The sequence below is a fragment of the uncultured Fretibacterium sp. genome (genome assembly GCF_938040765.1).
Taxonomy (GTDB): Bacteria; Synergistota; Synergistia; order Synergistales; family Aminobacteriaceae; genus CAJPSE01.
This window is the reverse complement of sequence record NZ_CALIAA010000043.1, coordinates 1-17091: the sequence shown is the minus strand read 5'-3', so window position 1 is coordinate 17091 and position 17091 is coordinate 1. Positions and strand designations below refer to the sequence as shown.

Here is a 17091-nt window from a genome sequence, read left to right as displayed (position 1 = left end):
ATGCGGGCGGTGGTGCAGAGGGTCCTGCGGGCGACCGTTTCCGTGGGCGGAGAGACGATATCGGAGATCGGACCGGGGATCTGCGTCCTGCTGGGGGTTGGGGACGGAGACACGGAGGAGGATTCCCTCTGGCTGGCCAACAAGCTCTTCAACTTGAGGATCTTCGAGGACGGGGAGGGGCGGATGAACCGGTCCCTGCTCGATGTCGGCGGCGCTGCGCTTCTGGTCTCGCAGTTCACCCTTTACGGGGACTGCCGGAAGGGCAGGCGTCCCTCCTTTGTCGGAGCGGCCGCCCCCGAGGAGGGGAAGCGGCTCTATGACCATTTCGTTCGTCGGGTGCGGTCCTTCGGGGTGGAAACGGGCTGCGGCGTCTTCGGCGCGCATATGGAGGTAGGCCTCCTGAACGACGGCCCGGTGACCCTGATCCTGGATACCCGAAGGGGATAAAATAATTTCATTCCTGAATCATTTGCGGCAGATGATAAGCAGTGAGTTAGCGAAGCACTTGGATTCTGCATCAGGCAGCTTGCCTGTGCGTCGAAGACGAAGCCGTGGGGTTTCGCTTCGACGCAAGCGACCGACACAGCATCCAAGGCTTAACAGCCTTGGAGAGCTGGTCTTCTGCTTAAACGAAGTATACGAATGATTTGGAATTGGAATAAGGAGTTGTGAGCGACGGTGCAGTACAAACGTTTCCCACTGGGCAAGCTTTGGACGAACGGCTATCTTTTCTGGGACGAGGGGGGAGAGGCATTCTTCATCGACCCCGGCGGGGATGCCCGGGAGGTCCTGGAGTTCGTTCGGTCCCAGGGGCTGAAGCTGAGGGCGGTGTTCCTGACCCACGGGCACGTGGACCATTTTGCGGGGCTCGGGGATCTGCTCCCCCTCGTCGGAGGGGAGGTCTACATCTCCAGGGACGATGCCGATATGATCCGACGCCCCTCCGAGGCGATGCAGTCCGCCCTCCGGATACGGTGCGAGAGCGTTGCCGATTTTCACGAGATATCCGAGGGAAACGTGCTCGAGATCGGAGCTTTCCGCATCGAGGTCCTGGAGACCCCGGGGCACACCCCGGGGGGAGTGTGTTATCTTATACGGGAGGGCGGGGAGTGCATCCTGGCCTCGGGGGATACCCTGTTCGCCCAGAGCGTGGGCCGGACCGATCTCACGGGCGGGGAGCCGTCGAAGCTGGACGACTCTCTGCGCAAGCTCTCGAAGCTTCCGGATTCGCTCGTCGTCCTTCCGGGGCACGGTCCCGAGACGACCATCGGAGAGGAGCGGCAGCACAATCCCTTCTGGCCCGTCTAGGCCGGTTTCGGGAAGGCGGTTTCGGAAAGTCCGGGAAAATGGAAAGGGGCCCGCGATAAAGAGGGTCCTTTGCGGCGAGGCCCCCATCGGTGGACGGTTTGGGGCAGATTCGAAAAATGCGGGTGATGAAAGGATATGTTCAAGTACCTCTCCGGGATACTGGGGCTTGATGTCGGAATAGATCTGGGGACGGCCAACATCGTCGTGTACGTGAAGGAGAAGGGGATCGTGCTCAGCGAGCCCTCGACCGTCGCCGTGCGTAAACTGCCCCGAGGCCGGGGGCTGGAGGTCATCGCCGTGGGGCAGGAGGCCAAGTCGATGGCGGGGAAGACCCCCACGGGCGTCGAGGCGATATGGCCGCTTCAGGATGGGGTCATCGCCAACTTCGACATGACGGAGGAGCTGATCCGTTTCTGCCTCCACAAGGCCAAGGGGGGCGGTTCCTTCATGGCCCATCCGCGCGTGGTCATCTCCGTTCCGGCGGAGGTCACGGAGGTGGAGCGCAAGGCGGTGGTCGACGCGACGCTGGGCGCGGGGGCAAGCGAGGCCTATGTGGTGGACGAGCCCATATCGGCGGCCCTCGGTGTGGGGCTGCCGATCGACAAGCCCCAGGGATGCATGATCGTCGACGTCGGGGGAGGGACGAGCGAGGTCTCGGTCATCTCCCTCGGGGGCATCGTGGTGACCAGCTCGCTTCGGAACGCGGGCAAGGTGATGGACAACGCCATCATCGCCATGCTGCGCCAACGCTACGCTCTGCTGATCGGGGATACGACGGCCGAGGAGGTCAAGAACACGATCGGCTCCGCGCTGCCTCTGACGCCGGAGCTGGAGATGGCCGTGAAGGGGCGGGACCTCTCCGACGGACTGCCCAAGGTCGACACGGTCTCCTCGGTCGAGGTCCGGGAGGCTCTGGACCCGATCTTTCTGGGGATCGAGGACATGGTGAAGGTGGCCCTCGAGAAGACCCCCCCCGAACTGGCCAAGGACATCGTCGATCAGGGAATCGTGCTCTCCGGAGGGGTTTCCCTGATGCGGGGGTTTGCGGAGCGCCTCTCCCGGGCCGTCAACACCCCCGTCATCACCGCCGAGAAGCCGCTTTACTCCGTGGCCATGGGGGTGGGGAAGATCCTGGAGAACCTGGGGGCCATGCGGCGGGTGCTGATGTCCGTCGAGCGGGGGTCCCGCTGAAACCGCGCGGGATAATGTCTGGACGGAGGGTCGGCCATGCTTGACCGACGCCAGATCCGCGAGTGGATTCACAGCCTGACGGCGCTCATCCTGGGGGTGGTGCTGCTGGCGGCCGGCTCTTCCCTGGGGGTTTCGAAGCAGGTTGTGGGGCTCCTGGGGGAGGTCCTGTCCATCCCGGAGCTTCCGGCCGTGCGCCTGCGGGCCCTCCTGAGGGATGGATGGCTTTGGGCCCGGGAGAAATCGACGCTGCAGCGCGAGATCGAGCGTCTGCGGGACGAGAATGCGAAGTTCCGCATTCTGGAGGCCGCCATGGCGAACGAGCGCATCCGCGCCGAGCTGGACGCCAGGATGAGCGGGGCCCGGGTGACCCTGAGGGCGCCTTTGTCCTGGTGGCACGAGATCCGCATCGACAAGGGGGAGAAGGATCACGTCTCCGTGGGGCTGCCGATCTTCCAGAATGGATACCTCATCGGGCGCGTCACCTCGGTGTCGCTGTTCTCCTCCTGGGCGGAGCTCCTGACCTCGCCGTCCCTGCTGATTCCGGTCGTGATCGAGGAGACCCGGGACCTGGGGGTCGTCGTCGGGGATGGGAACGGTTCGGTCCTGCTGAACTACATCCCCTCGGGAAGGGGCAATATGGCCGGGATGAAGGTGAGTACGGCCCTGATCGGCGAGCAGCTGCCCCCGGGGCTGCCCATCGGCCGGATCAAGGAGGAGATCGAGGTCTCCGGGAGCGGGTACGTCACCTATCGCCTGGAGCCCGGGGCGGACCTCACGCGATTTTACGAGGTCTCCATCCTCAGCCCCGCGCTTTCCCCGTCGGAGAGGCCCCGCTGATGTCCTCCGTGCTGTTCTGGCTGCTCCAGGACCTTCTGACCGTGCTTGTCTGGGGGGTGATGCAGGTCCCGGAGATCTTTCTCCTGACGGTGGCCTACCGCCTGCTCCTGGATGAGGGGGAGGACCGGCTCTGGGGCATCTGGACGGCCTTTTTCGGGGGGCTGCTCTGGGATCTGCGCTGGATCGGCATCCCGGGGTTTTTCACCCTGGGCTACGTCTGTGCCGTGATGCTGATCCTGTGGGCCTGGAACGCCATCCCCGTACAGGGGCGCACGTCCATGGTCTTTTTTACGCTCCTGGAGGTCACTCAGCTTCTGCCTCCGCTTCTGCCCGTCCTGATCTTCGGAGGCGACAGGGGGGGGGCTTTCTTCGTGCTGCAGCAGGTGCTGGCTCTTCCCCTCGTACTGCTGTGCGTCTACCGCTATTCGAGGCGTATGAAGGAGCTCCATGCCTGAGATCAGAGATTTGCTGGACGACCGCCTGAAGATCATGCTGGGAGGGATTTTTCTCTCCCTGGCCGTTCTGGCGGGAGGGCTTTATTTTTTTCAGATTCTTCATGGCGACAAATACGTTCGCCTGGCCTACAACAATCGGCTGAGGCTGATTCGGGTATCGGCGCCCCGCGGGGAGATCTTCGACCGTCACGGCGTCCCGCTGGCGGTCAACGAGACGACGTTCAGCATCATGGGATATCCGCTGGACCTCGATACGGAGAAAAAGCTGGAGCGCGTCAGTCTCGTGCTGACGCGCCACGGTATCCCCATGACCGTGGAGGACCTCGAAAAGACGATCCGGCGGCAGCGCTGGGCCCCCTACCGCGTGATCCGCCTGGTTCCGAACCTGACGATGCCGCAGATGGCGGAGCTGGTCGCCGACCCCGAGTTTCCCCGGGAGCTTTTTCCCTTCCCCGTCTGGCGGAGGACGTATCCTGCGGGGGCCTTGGTATCGAACGTCCTGGGATATGTCGGGGAGATCTCGGAGGAGGAGCTCCGGGCCAGCGCCGAGGGGGACTATTTCGGGGGAGACCTGATCGGCAAGGTGGGCATCGAGCGCTTCTACGAGTCCGAGCTGCGCGGCGCGGCCGGGGAGGAGGCCCTGGAGGTCGACGCACGGGGCCGAAAGGTCCGCACGCTGGACACCCGCTCGGTGATGAAGGGAAGCGATTTGAAGCTGACCCTGGACATGGGGGTCCAGAAGCGGGCCGTCGAGCTCCTGACGGGGCAGAAGGGGGCGCTCGTGGTGATGGACGTCCGGACGGGGGCGGTCCTGGCCCTGGCCTCCTCGCCGACCTACGACAACAATCCCCTGGCCTGGGGGGTCTCCGGGAGGGAGTGGCGGGATATGACGCAGGACCCGGCCAGGCCGATGCTGGACCGGAGCATTGCAGGGGTCTACCCGCCCGCCTCCACCTTCAAGGCGCTCGTGGCCCTGGCGGGCCTGGAGGAGGGGGTGGTCGCGCCCTCCACGACCTTTTTCTGCGGCGGCGCCCTTCGCCTGCCCTCCCGGACGTTTCGATGCTGGCGGCGCGGGGGGCACGGCAGGGTCAACGTGCTGTCGGCCCTGCAGTATTCCTGCGACGTCTATTTCTATCAGACGGGGCTGAAGCTGGGGATCGACCTCCTGATGAAGTGGTGTCGGGAGTTCCGCCTGGGGGAGCCCACGGGGATAGACCTTCCGGGCGAGGCCTCGGGCACGATCGCCGGGCCGGAGTGGAAGAAGAGGCGTTTCAGGGAGAACTGGTATCCGGGCGACACGATCAACTATTCGATCGGGCAGGGGTATCTTTTGCTGACGCCTTTGCAGATAGCCCGCGTCTATGCGGCGATCGCGAATGGAGGCAGGCTCGTGCACCCCTTCCTGTGCGACCGTGCCTACAGGGAGCCGATAGGGCTGCCGGTCGGCAGGGAGAAACTGGCGACCGTGCAGAAGGGGCTCGAATACGTCGTGCGCAAGGGCACGGGGGCCAGGGCAGGCCAGTTCGGGGTGACGATCGCGGGCAAGACGGGGACCGCCCAGAACGCGCATGGGGACGACCACGCCCTGTTCGCCGGCTACGCCCCGGCGGATGCCCCGAGGTTTGTCGCCGTTGCGGTCGTCGAGGCGGGGAAGCACGGCAGCAGCGTGGCCTCGCCGATCGTCGGCGAGATTCTGGCCCATATTTTGAGCCATCCTACGGGTGAGGGAGGAGGCCGGGGGGATTGAGGACGATACAGAAGGGTGTCGAGACACGGGATCCATCCTCCGCGATTCGGATCAAGGGGATGGGCTACGGCATTCGGATCATCCTGCCGGAGTCCCCTTCCGAGGAGGAACTGCTGGAGCTTTTGCTGCGTATTCCGCCCCAGGCTTACCTTTTCCCCGTCGGGGAGGGCGTGGTTTTGGACTTCCAGTCCAGGGTCTGTTCGGAGGATCTGCTGCTCAGGATCCTGCGGCGGGTCGTATGGCCCGGCGGCATTCGTATCCTGGCCTGGGTATCCTCGAACGGGACGACGCAGGCCCTCGTCCGCAGAGCGGGACTGACGGCCGAGGAGCCCTCCCCGGTTCCGCCCTCTCCTCCTTCGGACAGCCCCGGTGCGCTCGTACTGTATAATTCATTGCGTTCCGGGCAGAACATCGAGCACGGCGGCGACGTCCTCCTCTGGGGGCATCTGAACGCCGGGGCGGAGATACTGGCCACGGGCAGCGTCCTCGTCGCCGGGAGGCTCAAGGGGATCGTGCATGCCGGCAGGGATGGAAGAAAGGACGTATACGTCCTTGCGGGGTCCTTCGAGACCCGCCAGATCCGGGTGGGGCGCCGTCTGTGCTACGCCGACGAGTCGATGTCCTGGTGGCGGAAGACCGTTCTGATCACCGTCGAGGACGAAAAACCGATCATCCGCGAGGGGCATTTTCTGGAATGATCGAACTCGGCCGGAACGGGGAAGGCTGAAGACAGTTTACGGAAATGGAGGTTTTTTCGTTGAGTGCACGGGTTATAGTGGTTACCTCCGGAAAGGGAGGTGTCGGAAAGACGACCTCGACGGCGAACATCTCGGTCGCTCTGGCGAAGACCGGCAAAAAAGTGGTCGCCGTGGATGCGGATATCGGGCTGCGCAACCTGGATGTCGTCATGGGGCTCGAGAATCGCGTCGTGTTCAATTTCATAGATGTAATCGAGAAAAATTGCCGTCTGAACCAGGCCCTGGTGCGGGACAAGCGGGTGGAGAACCTCTTTCTTCTTCCCGCGGCTCAGACGCGTACCAAGGACGCCGTTGGCCCGGAGCAGATGATGGATCTCTGCAATCAGCTGAGGCCGGATTTCGATTTCGTGCTTCTGGACTGCCCCGCGGGCATCGAGGGCGGGTTCAAGAATGCCGCCGCCGGGGCCGACGAGGCCCTTGTGGTGACGACGCCCGAGGTCCCCTCGGTCCGGGATGCGGACCGAATCATCGGGATGCTCGAGTCCATGGGAAAGTCCCCGATCCGCCTGATCATCAACCGCTTCCGTGCGAACATGGTCCAGGACGGGGACATGCTGGCGAGGGAGGACATCCTCGATATCCTCTCCATCAATCTCATAGGGATCGTGCCCGAGGACGACGGGGTCATCAAGTCCTCGAACCGCGGCGAGCCCCTGACCTTCGGACTGAATTCCCCGGCGGCCCAGGCCTATGCCAACATCGCCGAACGTCTCCAGGGGCGGGACATTCCTCTGATGGAGCTGGATGTCGGGGCCTCCTGGCGCTTCCTTGCCCCGATCAAACGCTTCTTCGGACTGAGCTGATCCGGGTTCCGGAGCCCTCGGGAACTCCTGTCCCGCGGGCTGGAGGGCGCCTGGAGAAATTTCATGAGGATATCCCGTTGATTTTCAGCACAAAGGGGGAGAGATAGACGTGGATTTTCTGAAAAAATTTTTTGGGGGCGGCAGCCGCGATTCGGCCCGGACGGCGCGGGATCGCCTCCGCATCGTACTGATACATGATCGGACCGACATATCGCCGCAGCTGCTCGAGAACCTGAGGATGGAGATGATTACGGTCCTGACCCGTTATATGGATATCGATACCAGCAAGATCGAACTGGATCTGGACCGGGACGATCAGGCCGTGGCCCTGGTGGCGAACATCCCCGTCCTCAGGATCAAGCGGGGCGGGGGGATGGAGGAGGAGGCGGCGCCGTCCCGTGCCGTCCCGAGGCCGGCGGGGGATAAAAGCGGCAGGAAGAAGCATCGTTAGGCATGGAGGGCTTCCGGCTTTTCCGAAGGTAGAACTGGATGATGGAGACTCCTTATCTTTTGGTCTTCAAGGATGACGTTACCGAGCTGGACAGGATCCTTCTCGGCTGCGCACTGTTCCTGGCGGCATGCGGTGTCCTCTGCGTTTTCAGCGCGGGGGCGGGGCGCATGGGGCGCGGCTGGGACTTTGCCCTGCGCCAGTCGCTGTGGCTGGCGGCGGGGGGCCTGGCGATGTTCTTCATGGTGGGTGTGGGATACCGCAGGCTGCTGGACGCGGCCTACCCCATCTACGGCCTGACCCTGTTCCTCCTGTTCCTCACGGTGCTGCTGGCGCCTCGGATCAAGGGGGCTCAGAGCTGGCTGTCCCTGGGATTCTTTCGTTTCCAGCCCTCCGAGTTCGCCAAGATATCCCTGATCCTGATGCTCTCGAAGTGGCTGAGCCGTTACCCCCCACTGAACCTGGGGGCCTTCCTGGGGGGGCTGGGCGTGGCGATCCCGGCCGTCGTCCTGGTGCTCGCCCAGCCGGATACGGGAAGCGCCCTGGTGTATCTCGTCATCACCTTCGGCATGCTCTTCATCGCGGGCACCCCCCTGCGCTACCTGGGGACCCTCATGGGGCTGGGGGTGGTTTCGGCGCCCTTCCTCTGGTTCTGCCTGAAGGAGTATCAGAAGCTGAGGCTGCTCGTCTTTCTGGATCCGATGCGGGACCCGCTCGGCGCGGGGTACAACGTCATCCAGTCCCGCATCGCCGTGGGGTCCGGCGGGTTCTGGGGCAAGGGCTTTATGATGGGGATGCAGAGCAAGCTGCGCTTCCTTCCGGAGCCCCACACCGATTTCATCTTCAGCGTCTACTCCGAGGAGTTCGGCTTCCTGGGGACCTCCATACTGCTGGTCCTCTTCGGGCTGCTCTTCTCCCGCATCGCCGCCGCCGGGCTCCGGAGCCGCGACCGGCGGTGCAAGATCATGGCGGCCGGCATCGCGGTTTGGATATGGTTCCAGATGTTCGAGAGCATCGGGATGAGCATCGGTCTGATGCCGGTCACCGGGCTGCCCCTGCCCTTCCTGAGCTACGGGGGAAGCGCCCTTTTGTCCGTTTTCGTCGCTTTGGGGCTCGTCGGCAGCGTCTATATCGACAGCGCGAAGCGTTTTCACTTTTAGGGCCTTGCGTCGGTAATTCCGGCTTCGGGCGCGGAGGAGTTCGTTCTATGGCGTTTTCGGAATTCGATCGGCCGGCCTGGCCCCTTCTGGCCCAGGTTTCGCGCCCGTCCCGCTACAGCGGCAGCGAGTGGAGGCCCTATGTCCTGCCCTCGTGGGACGAGGCCCGCGATTCCCTGAGGGTTTGCCTCGCGTTCCCGGACGTCTACGAGATCGGGATGAGCTATTACGGCTTTCAGCTGCTCTCCGCCTTCATCCGGAACGAAGGCTGCCTCGTGGACCGGGCGTATTGCCCGTGGGTCGACATGGAGGCCCTGCTGAGGCGTTACGAAATGCCCCTGTCCTCCACGGAGCAGGGGCGTCCGCTGCGGGATTTCGACGTGCTGGGCTTCACGCTCCAGCACGAGATGGGCTACACCAACGTCCTGACCATGCTGGACCTCGGAGGCGTGCCCCTGAGGTCCGAGGCGAGGGGCGACGGCGACCCCATCGTCGTCGCGGGCGGGCCCGGGGCCCTCGTCCCCGAGCCCGTGGCGCCGTTTTTCGACCTCTTCTGCGTCGGGGAGGGCGAGCCCGTGCTCCCGGAGCTCCTGGCGGTTTTGCGGGACACCAGGGGAGGGAGGCGGTCGGAGCGCCTCGCGGCCTGTGCGCGGCTGGAGGGGGTTTACGTTCCCGCCTGCCACGACGGCACCCCGGTGAGGCGGCGGTTCCTGGAGTCCTTCGAGGAGGCGTTCAGCCCCCAGGGGCTGATCGTCCCCTCCGTGAGCGTGGTGCACGACCGGGCGGCCCTCGAGCTCTTCCGGGGCTGCTCACGCGGCTGCCGCTTCTGTCAGGCGGGGATGGTCTGCCGTCCGGTCCGCGAACGGGACCCCCAGAGGGTCGTGGACTCGATCGTCGGCCTTGTGGACCGCACGGGATGGGAGGAGGTGGGGCTCCTCTCCCTGGCGTCCTGCGACTATTCCGGGATCGAGTCGGTCATAGACGCCCTGAACGCCCCCCTGTCCGAGCGGAACGCCAAGCTGAGCCTGCCCAGCCTGAGGATGGACGGCTTCTCGATCGGTCTGGCCGAGCGCCTGCAGAAGCTCCGCCGGGGAGGGCTGACCTTTGCGCCCGAGGCGGGGACCCAGCGCCTTCGGGACGTCATCAACAAGGGTTTCTCGGAGGAGTCCATCTTCGCGTGTCTCGACGAGGTCTTCTCCCGGGGCTGGGACCGCGTGAAGCTCTACTTCATGATGGGGCTGCCGACGGAGACCGACGAGGACCTGGACGGCATCGTGGAGCTGGCGCAGTCCGTGCTGAGGCTCGCGCGTCGGAAGGGGCGGAAACGCGCCTCCGTGACCGCGTCGGTCGCCGGCTTCGTCCCGAAGGGGCACACCCCCTTTCAGTGGGAGCGGCAGAACACGGTGGAGGAGTTTCGCGAGAAGGGACGCCGCCTCAAGGGGCAGGTCCGCGACAGGGCGATATCCCTGAGCTACCACGAGCCCGAGCAGTCCTTCCTCGAGGGGGTCCTGGCCCGTGGGGACCGCCGCGTGGCCGACGTCATCGAGCGGGCCTGGCACACGGGGGCCCGCTTCGACGGCTGGAGCGAGACCTTCGACCTGCGGCGGTGGCTGGATGCCTTCGAGTTCCATTCCCTGTCGCCCCATGAGTTTACCCGCGAACGGGACGAGTCGGAACCTCTGCCCTGGGATCATATCGACTCCGGCCTCACCCGGGAGTTTCTGCTTCGGGAGCGGAGGAGGGCCTACGCCGCTCGGACGACGGCGGACTGCCGCTCGGGCTGCGCCGCCTGCGGACTGGGCTGCCGCGGGACGGGGACAGCCCTTTGAGGTCCCGATGAGCGTTCGTGTGCGCCTCTTCTACGAGAAGCGCGGCGGGGCGTGCTTCGTCCCCCACATCGCGTTGGCGCCGCTCTTCACGCGGACGGCCTGGAGGGCCGGCCTCGTACCGGAGATGACCCGGGGGTTCTCGCCCCACGCGAAGATGAGCTTCGGGCCGGAGCTTCCCGCGGGGGTCGTCGCCCTGATGGAGCCCGTGGACGTCTACCTCGGGAGCGTGCCCGACGACCTTCTGGAGCGCTGGAACGCCGCCATGCCCGACGGGTTTCGCGTCCTGAGCTTTCTCCTGCCCCGGGAGGGCGCCCCGTCCCTGGGGCGGGAGTGCCGCGCCGCCCTGTACTGGGTGCGCAGCCCTGGTGCCCTCTCACGGGATGAACTGATCGACAGGGCGCGGGCGCACTATGGCGAGGCCGTCATGGACGCCGGCGATGCCGTGGGGGAGGACTCGGCGGGGTGGACGAGCCTGCTCCTGGCCGAACCGGCCCGAAACGGCGTCGGGGGCTGGGTGAAGGCGATGATCGCCTCCGGGGACCTCGGGGGCTGGCAGGACGTCAACATCGTCAGGGTGGCCATCGGCCTGTGGGATGGAACAAAAGTTGAGCTGCCGGGGCGGTTGGCGCCGTGAGGGGCCTTCCGTTCGGCGGTTGTCGTTGTTTGTACGCATTTTATTCCAATCCCGAATCACTCGTATGCTGCGTTGTTTTTGCTCGCCTTGCTCGACGTACTTTTTTGTACGCCATCGCTGCGGTTCGCAAAAGCCGCCTGGTGAGAAATCTAAGCGATTCGCACGGCTCGTTCTTCGCCGGCTCTCCGCTTATTGCCTGCAAACGATTGGGACTTGGATCTATATACGGAGTTTGAGTTGAGGGGGCTGCGGCCCCACAGAGCAAAGGGGGACGAAATGTGTCTTCGGACCGCAAGATAATTGCCGACACCCTGGAGAACGAGGAGACGCGCGTCGCGATCCTCGAGGGGGGCCGATTGTCGGAAATCTTCATAGAGCGCATGTGGGATCATCAGAAGGCGGGGGAGATCTATAAGGCCCGGGTCGAGAGCGTGCTCCCCGGGATCAACGCCGCCTTCGTCTGCATCGGGGACGGCCGGAACGCGTTTCTTTACCTCAACGACGCTCAGGGGATGAAGATCGTCCCCAATCAGGAGCTGGTCGTCCAGGTGACCAAGACCGCCCGCAAGAACAAGGGGGCGCGGGTGACGCCCCGCCTCTCCCTGCCGGGGCGCTACCTTGTCCTGGTGCCCGGCGGGGGCGAGACCGGGGTGTCCCGCCGCATCGAGAGCGAAAGCGAGCGCAAGCGCCTGAGGCATTTCGCCAAGGACCTTCGGGGCGACGATTTCGGCGTCATCATCCGGACCGCCGCCGAGGGGGTCGGCGAGGAGACCCTGGCCAGGGACGTGGAGTCCCTGCTGGCGCTCTGGCGGGAGATCGAGCACAACGCGTCCCTCCAGTCCGCCCCATGCCTTCTCTACAAGGATATGGGGCTCCTGGGGCGCGTCCTGCGGGACGAGGCCCAGGGGAACGTCGACGAGATCATCGTGGACGGGGAGGAGGAGTTCGCCCACGTCACGGACTTCGTGGACCGGCTCTACGTCACGGACAAGCCGAGCGTGGCGCTCTACCGGGGGGTCGTCCCGATCTTCGAGTACTACGGCATCGAGAACGAGATCGAGCAGGCCCTGGACCGTAAGGTCTGGCTCCGCTCGGGGGCCTACCTCGTCATCGAGCATACGGAGGCCCTGACGGTCATCGACGTCAACACGGGCAAGTTCGTCGGGGACAGTGACATGCGCCATACGACCCTGGCGACGAACCTGGAGGCGGCGGACGAGATCGCCCGCCAGCTGCGCCTCCGGTCCATCGGCGGGATCGTCGTGATCGACTTCATCGACATGGAGTTCGAGGAGGACCGGCAGCGCCTTCTGGCCCGGCTCGAGGAGGTGTTCCACGCCGACCGTTCGCGGGCCCGGGTCTTCAGCATGACCCAGCTTGGCCTCGTCGAGCTCACGCGCAAGCGCGGCCGCCCCGACCTGCGCTCCGTGCTCACGCGCGGGTGCCCTTTCTGCAGCGACAACGGATGGGTGCTGCGGGAGGACACCGTGGCCATGTCCATCAAGCGGTTCCTGCGCAAGGTGGCGCACGCCAACCGGACGGAGGCGCTGCTGCTCCAGGCCAACGCGGCCATTGCGCAGTACGTGGACGACACCTATCTCCAGCTCTGGGAGGAGGAGCTGGAGCGGAAGATCCTGATCGTCGGGATGCCCGAGTTCGCGTGGAGCAAATACCGCGTCGAGCTCCAGGGGACCTGCGACGCCGTGGAGCGCCGCGCGAAACAGATGGAGCGGCGGGAGAGTTCCCTGGTTGTCCATAGAGCATCTGCTTCTTAAAGGGTTCAAGAGCTTCGGGAGCTGCTGCGAGTTCTCCTTCCCCGCGGGCTTCACGGCGATCGTCGGGCCGAACGGGAGCGGCAAGAGCAACATCCTGGACGGCCTGCGCTGGATTCTCGGCGAGGGCAGCCCCTCCGCGCTCCGCATCGTGAGGCAGAGCGACCTGCTCTTTCAGGGAAGCGCCACCGTCCCCCCCGCAAAAGAGGCGGAGGTGACGCTCCGGCTCTCCGGGGCGGACGGGACCGCCACCCTGCGCCGGCAGTACTCGGCCGAGGGCGGGGCGGTGTTGCAGGTGGACGGGGTCCGCATTCGCATGCAGGACCTGGACGAGGTGAAGGCCCGCTTCATGCTGGAGGGGGAGAGCTTCGCCTTCATCGGGCAGGGCGAGGTCTCGGAGGCCATCCATCAGCGTCCCATGCAGCGGCGTCACCACCTGGAGCTGCTCTTCGGGATCGACCGTTACCGCCGCCGCCGCGAGGAGACCAACCTCCGCCTGGAATCGGCCCTGTCCGAGGTGCAGCGGATCGAGACCCTCATCCGCGAGCTGGAGAACCGGCGCGAGGAGATCGCGCCGGAGGTCGCCGTGGCCGTGGAGGCCCAGGGCATTCTGGACAACCTGGAGGTCCTGCGCCGGGACTTCTATTTCTCCCGCCGTTTCGCCCTCGAGGACCGGGAGCGCGGGCTTCGGAGCCAGCAGCAGTCGCTTCGGGCCCACGAGGACCTGGCCCGCCAGTGGCACGGCCTTTGGCGGAGCGCCGTGAGCGCCGCCGAGGAACGGCTTCGGAGCCAGGGGTTCGACGAGTCCGCGTTCCTCGCGCGGGAGCAGGAGTTCGCCGCGCGGAGGGACGCGCTGCGCCGCCAGGCCTTCCAGACCTGGACGCGGGTCCGGGCGATCCTGGGGGAGCGGAGCGTCCTGAACGAGGAGCGCGGGAGGCTGGAGGAGGAGGAACGCCTCCTTCGGTCCGAGCGGGAGCGGACGCGCGCGGAGGAGGCGCTGCAGGAGGCGCGGCTTGCGGAGCTTCAGCAGGACCTGGCGGAGCGGCTGAGGGAGATGGAGGAGAGCCGGGCCTCCCTCGAGCGGGAACGCCTGCGCCGCCAGGCCCTGCGCGACGAGCACGCCGAGCGCGCTCTCTTCGTCTCCCGGTCCGAGGCCCGCCTGCGTGCCCTGTCCGCTGCCGAGGAGGAGGGGAGGGCGGAGCTCGCCCGCCTCCGGTCCGAGCGGGAGCGCCTGGCGGGAGGGAACGGGGAACCGGAGCTGGCCCATTGGGAGGAACGGCACCGGACGCTCGTCGAAACGCACGCGGCGGCCTACGCGGCTTGCCAGAAGGACGCGGCCGTGCTGCAGCAGCTGCGGCGCGAGCGGACGCGGCAGGATGCGGAGCTCGACGTGCTGAAGGAGAACACGGAGTCCTCGCTCTACCCGGAGCCTGTGCGTCTTCTGCTCTCGGCCTCGCGCCTGAACCGCATGCGCTCGAGGCCCGAGGTCGTGGCAGAGGCCTTTTCCTGCCCGACGGACATCGCTCCTGCGCTGGAGGCCTACCTCGGCGGGCGCCAGTACTGGCTGCTGGTCCCCACCTTCGATGAGGCTCAGGAGGGCATCGAGCTCCTGAAGCAGCGCCGTGCGGGGCGTGTGACCTACCTGCCCCTGGAGCGCTGCCGTCCGCGGACCCCGGACCTCCGATTCCGGCTTCCCATGAATGGGATCGTGGGGTGGGCCGCCGAGCTGATCGTCCCGCGCGTGCCCTGGGAGCCCGCGCTGCGCCACCTGCTGGGCGACCTTCTGGTGGTCGAGGGCTATGCCCTGGGAAGCGGGCTGGTCAAGGACGGGGCCCGGTTCCCCATCGTGACGCTGGAGGGGGAGGTCTTCGCTCCGTCGGGGACGGTCAGCGGCGGACGCATGCGGCAGAGCGCGGGTGCGATCGGCCGGAACCGCCAGATGGCGGAGGCGGAGGAGCGCATCGGGGAGCTGAAGCGGCGCATCGCCCTTGTGGAGACCCGCCTGAAGGCCGGGGAGGACGAGGAGCGCCGGCTGGCAGCGGAGCGGGACGAGGCCGCGGCGGCCGTGGAGCGGGCGAGGAACGACCGGCTCGCGGCGCAGCGGACCCTGGCCTCCCTCACGGACTCCATCGAGCGTGCCGAACGGGAGGGCGCGGAGGCCGCGGGCGAGGCGGCCTCCCTGGAGGAGCGCCTGGCCGAGGCCCGGCGGAGGATCGAGGCGTTGGACTCCGAGCTCTCGGGGTTCGGGGAGCTGCCGGATAATGAGGAGAACTCGTCCGTCGTGGGGGGGCTCCGTTCCGAGCTCTCCCTGGCCGGGGAGCGCCTCAGGGGGACGCGCGCCGTCGCGGAGCGGATGGACCGCGAGCACGGGACGCTGACCGCCCGCATCGCGGAGGCGCTGGAGGAGCTGAGGGCCGGCGAGAGCGAGGAGCGCGCCGGCCGGGAGGCCCTGTCGCGTATCGGTCGGGAGTGCCTTTCGGTCCATCGGGACGAGACGGAGCTCCGCCGAAAGCTGGAGGAGGAACGGGGAAGGGTCCGTCGGGGGCACCTCCGGCTGGAACGCCTTCGCGGCAGGGAAGGGAAGGCCTCCGCCTCGCTCGCCTCCCTGGGCGGCGAGATCGCGGGGACGGCGGAGCGGCTGTCCGCGGTCCAGGCCGAGCGGGGGCAGCTGATCGAGCTCTGGGACGACAAGTATCCCTACAACGCCGCGGAGGCGGGGGAGGTCGAGGGAGGGCGCGATCTTACCGGCGCCCTGCGTCGACTGGAGCGCGAGCTGAGAGCACTGGGAAACTACAACCTGGGGGCCCTGTCGGAGGACGTCTCCTTGACCGAGCGGGTCGATTTCCTCACCGAGCAGCTGGAGGACGTCCGCAATGGGGTCGGCGAGCTGCGGACCCTGATCGAGGAGACGGACGCGCAGGTGGAGGCCTCCTTCTCGCGCGCCATGGCGGACATCGACAGCCGCTTCAACGCGCTCTTCCAACGGCTCTTCGCGGGGGGCGAGGCACGGCTGACGTTGCAGGAGGAGGGCTCCGTCTGGGAGCGCGGGGTCGAGATCTACGCCCGCCCGCCCGGCAAAAAGCTCCAGAACATCTCGCAGCTCTCGGGGGGGGAGCAATCTCTGACCGCCATCGCGCACCTCTTCTCGGCCCTCGAGGTCGCGAAGATGCCCCTGGCCGTCCTGGACGAGGTGGACGCGGCTTTGGACGAGTACAACCTGATCCGGTTCGCCGACCTCGCGAAGGAATACTCCCGCTCGCTCCAGCTGATCGTCATGACGCACCGCCGCACGACGATGGAGCGGGCCGACCTGATCTATGGGGTGACGATGGTGGAGCCGGGGTTGTCGCGTATCGTGGGCATCGACGTTGAGCATTACCGTTAAGGAGACGGGGCCATGACGCACGACGACATCCTCTACGGCCGCCTTCGGCTCTGGCAGCCCGAGGCGGGGCCCCGCGTCAACATGGACACGGTGCTGCTGGCCTCCTGGGTGCGTCGTCCCCCGAGAGGGCGGTCGAGCTTTGTCGAGCTGGGGGCCGCGACCGGGGCGGTCTCCCTGATGCTGGCCCTGCGTTTTCCGGAGGAATTCCGCATCGTGGGGGTCGAGCTCCAGCCGGACCTCGCCGCCGTGGCGGAGCGCAACGGGCGCGAGAACGGGCTGGAGATGCGCGTCTCGTTTCGGTGCGGCGACCTGCGCGACCCCTCTCTGCTGCCCTCCGGCGCCTTTGACGGGGTCGTCGCCAACCCCCCTTACGAATCGCCCGGCAGGGGACGGGAAAGCCCCGTCGCGTCCCGCTCCATCGCCCGTCAGGGGGCCTGCTGCTCCGTCGATGACGTCGCGGCGTCCGCGGCGCGGCTCCTGAGGGGGCGCGGCCGCTTCTTCGCCGTCTTTCGGACGGAACGGATGGCCTCCTTCGTGGGGGCGGCGCTTCGCGCCAGCCTGGTCCCCAAGAGGCTGAGGCTGGTCCACCCCTCCATCGGCCGCCCTTCAAACGTCTTTCTGCTCGAGTGCGTGAAGGGGGGAGGCGAGGGGCTCGCGGTCGAACCGCCGCTTTTCGTCCGAGACGGGGAGGGGAATTACACGCCCGAGCTGTTGAAGGCCTACGAGCCGGAAGGACTGGGATGAAGGGGGCAGTTTTGGGAGGGATT

The 17091-nt window shown here is 66.4% G+C and carries 15 protein-coding genes; all 15 read left to right on the top strand.

Annotated features, from left to right (window positions below; all coding sequences use genetic code 11):
- The 15 genes from dtd (at position 1) to Q0176_RS01360 (ending at position 17068) form a co-directional block, all read left to right on the top strand.
- The gene (gene dtd, locus Q0176_RS01430) at positions 1-447 is read left to right on the top strand and encodes a D-aminoacyl-tRNA deacylase (protein WP_299298367.1); all 447 of its coding nucleotides are present in this window, start codon (positions 1-3) and stop codon (positions 445-447) included.
- A 231-nt stretch (positions 448-678) separates the two neighbouring features.
- Complete coding sequence (locus Q0176_RS01425; RefSeq protein WP_299298363.1) at positions 679-1308, top strand: MBL fold metallo-hydrolase; 630 nt, start codon at positions 679-681, stop codon at positions 1306-1308.
- Between the two features lie 135 nt (positions 1309-1443).
- On the top strand, positions 1444-2499 hold the full coding sequence (locus Q0176_RS01420; RefSeq protein ID WP_299298360.1) for a rod shape-determining protein: 1056 nt from the start codon (positions 1444-1446) through the stop codon (positions 2497-2499).
- 36 nt (positions 2500-2535) lie between these two features.
- Positions 2536-3336, top strand: a complete 801-nt coding sequence (gene mreC / locus Q0176_RS01415; protein WP_299298357.1) for a rod shape-determining protein MreC — start codon at positions 2536-2538, stop codon at positions 3334-3336.
- On the top strand, positions 3336-3791 hold the full coding sequence (locus Q0176_RS01410; RefSeq protein WP_299298354.1) for a hypothetical protein: 456 nt from the start codon (positions 3336-3338) through the stop codon (positions 3789-3791). Before mreC ends, Q0176_RS01410 begins: the two co-directional genes overlap by 1 nt.
- Positions 3784-5538 carry a penicillin-binding protein 2 gene (mrdA, locus tag Q0176_RS01405; protein ID WP_299298351.1) on the top strand — a complete coding sequence of 585 codons (1755 nt, stop codon included), beginning with the start codon at positions 3784-3786 and terminating at the stop codon, positions 5536-5538. Before Q0176_RS01410 ends, mrdA begins: the two co-directional genes overlap by 8 nt.
- Positions 5535-6236, top strand: a complete 702-nt coding sequence (locus tag Q0176_RS01400; RefSeq protein ID WP_299298348.1) for a septum site-determining protein MinC — start codon at positions 5535-5537, stop codon at positions 6234-6236. The genes mrdA and Q0176_RS01400 overlap by 4 nt, the downstream gene beginning before the upstream one ends.
- A 59-nt stretch (positions 6237-6295) precedes the next feature.
- Positions 6296-7099 (top strand): septum site-determining protein MinD, encoded by an 804-nt coding sequence (gene minD / locus Q0176_RS01395; RefSeq protein WP_299298345.1) that lies wholly within the window; start codon positions 6296-6298, stop codon positions 7097-7099.
- Positions 7100-7208: 109 nt separating this feature from the next.
- Positions 7209-7550: a cell division topological specificity factor MinE gene (gene minE, locus Q0176_RS01390; protein ID WP_299298343.1), complete on the top strand. Its 342-nt coding sequence runs from the start codon at positions 7209-7211 to the stop codon at positions 7548-7550.
- Positions 7551-7588: 38 nt separating this feature from the next.
- On the top strand, positions 7589-8707 hold the full coding sequence (gene rodA, locus Q0176_RS01385) for a rod shape-determining protein RodA (RefSeq protein WP_299298341.1): 1119 nt from the start codon (positions 7589-7591) through the stop codon (positions 8705-8707).
- 47 nt (positions 8708-8754) lie between these two features.
- Positions 8755-10533 carry a radical SAM protein gene (locus tag Q0176_RS01380; protein WP_299298339.1) on the top strand — a complete coding sequence of 593 codons (1779 nt, stop codon included), beginning with the start codon at positions 8755-8757 and terminating at the stop codon, positions 10531-10533.
- Positions 10534-10540: 7 nt separating this feature from the next.
- Positions 10541-11167: a TIGR03936 family radical SAM-associated protein gene (locus tag Q0176_RS01375; RefSeq protein ID WP_299298337.1), complete on the top strand. Its 627-nt coding sequence runs from the start codon at positions 10541-10543 to the stop codon at positions 11165-11167.
- A gap of 278 nt (positions 11168-11445) precedes the next feature.
- Positions 11446-12942: an Rne/Rng family ribonuclease gene (locus tag Q0176_RS01370; protein WP_299298335.1), complete on the top strand. Its 1497-nt coding sequence runs from the start codon at positions 11446-11448 to the stop codon at positions 12940-12942.
- Complete coding sequence (gene smc / locus Q0176_RS01365; RefSeq protein ID WP_299298333.1) at positions 12917-16324, top strand: chromosome segregation protein SMC; 3408 nt, start codon at positions 12917-12919, stop codon at positions 16322-16324. The genes Q0176_RS01370 and smc overlap by 26 nt, the downstream gene beginning before the upstream one ends.
- Positions 16325-16336: 12 nt before the next feature.
- Positions 16337-17068: a methyltransferase domain-containing protein gene (locus Q0176_RS01360; RefSeq protein ID WP_299298331.1), complete on the top strand. Its 732-nt coding sequence runs from the start codon at positions 16337-16339 to the stop codon at positions 17066-17068.
- Positions 17069-17091: the final 23 nt, after the last annotated feature.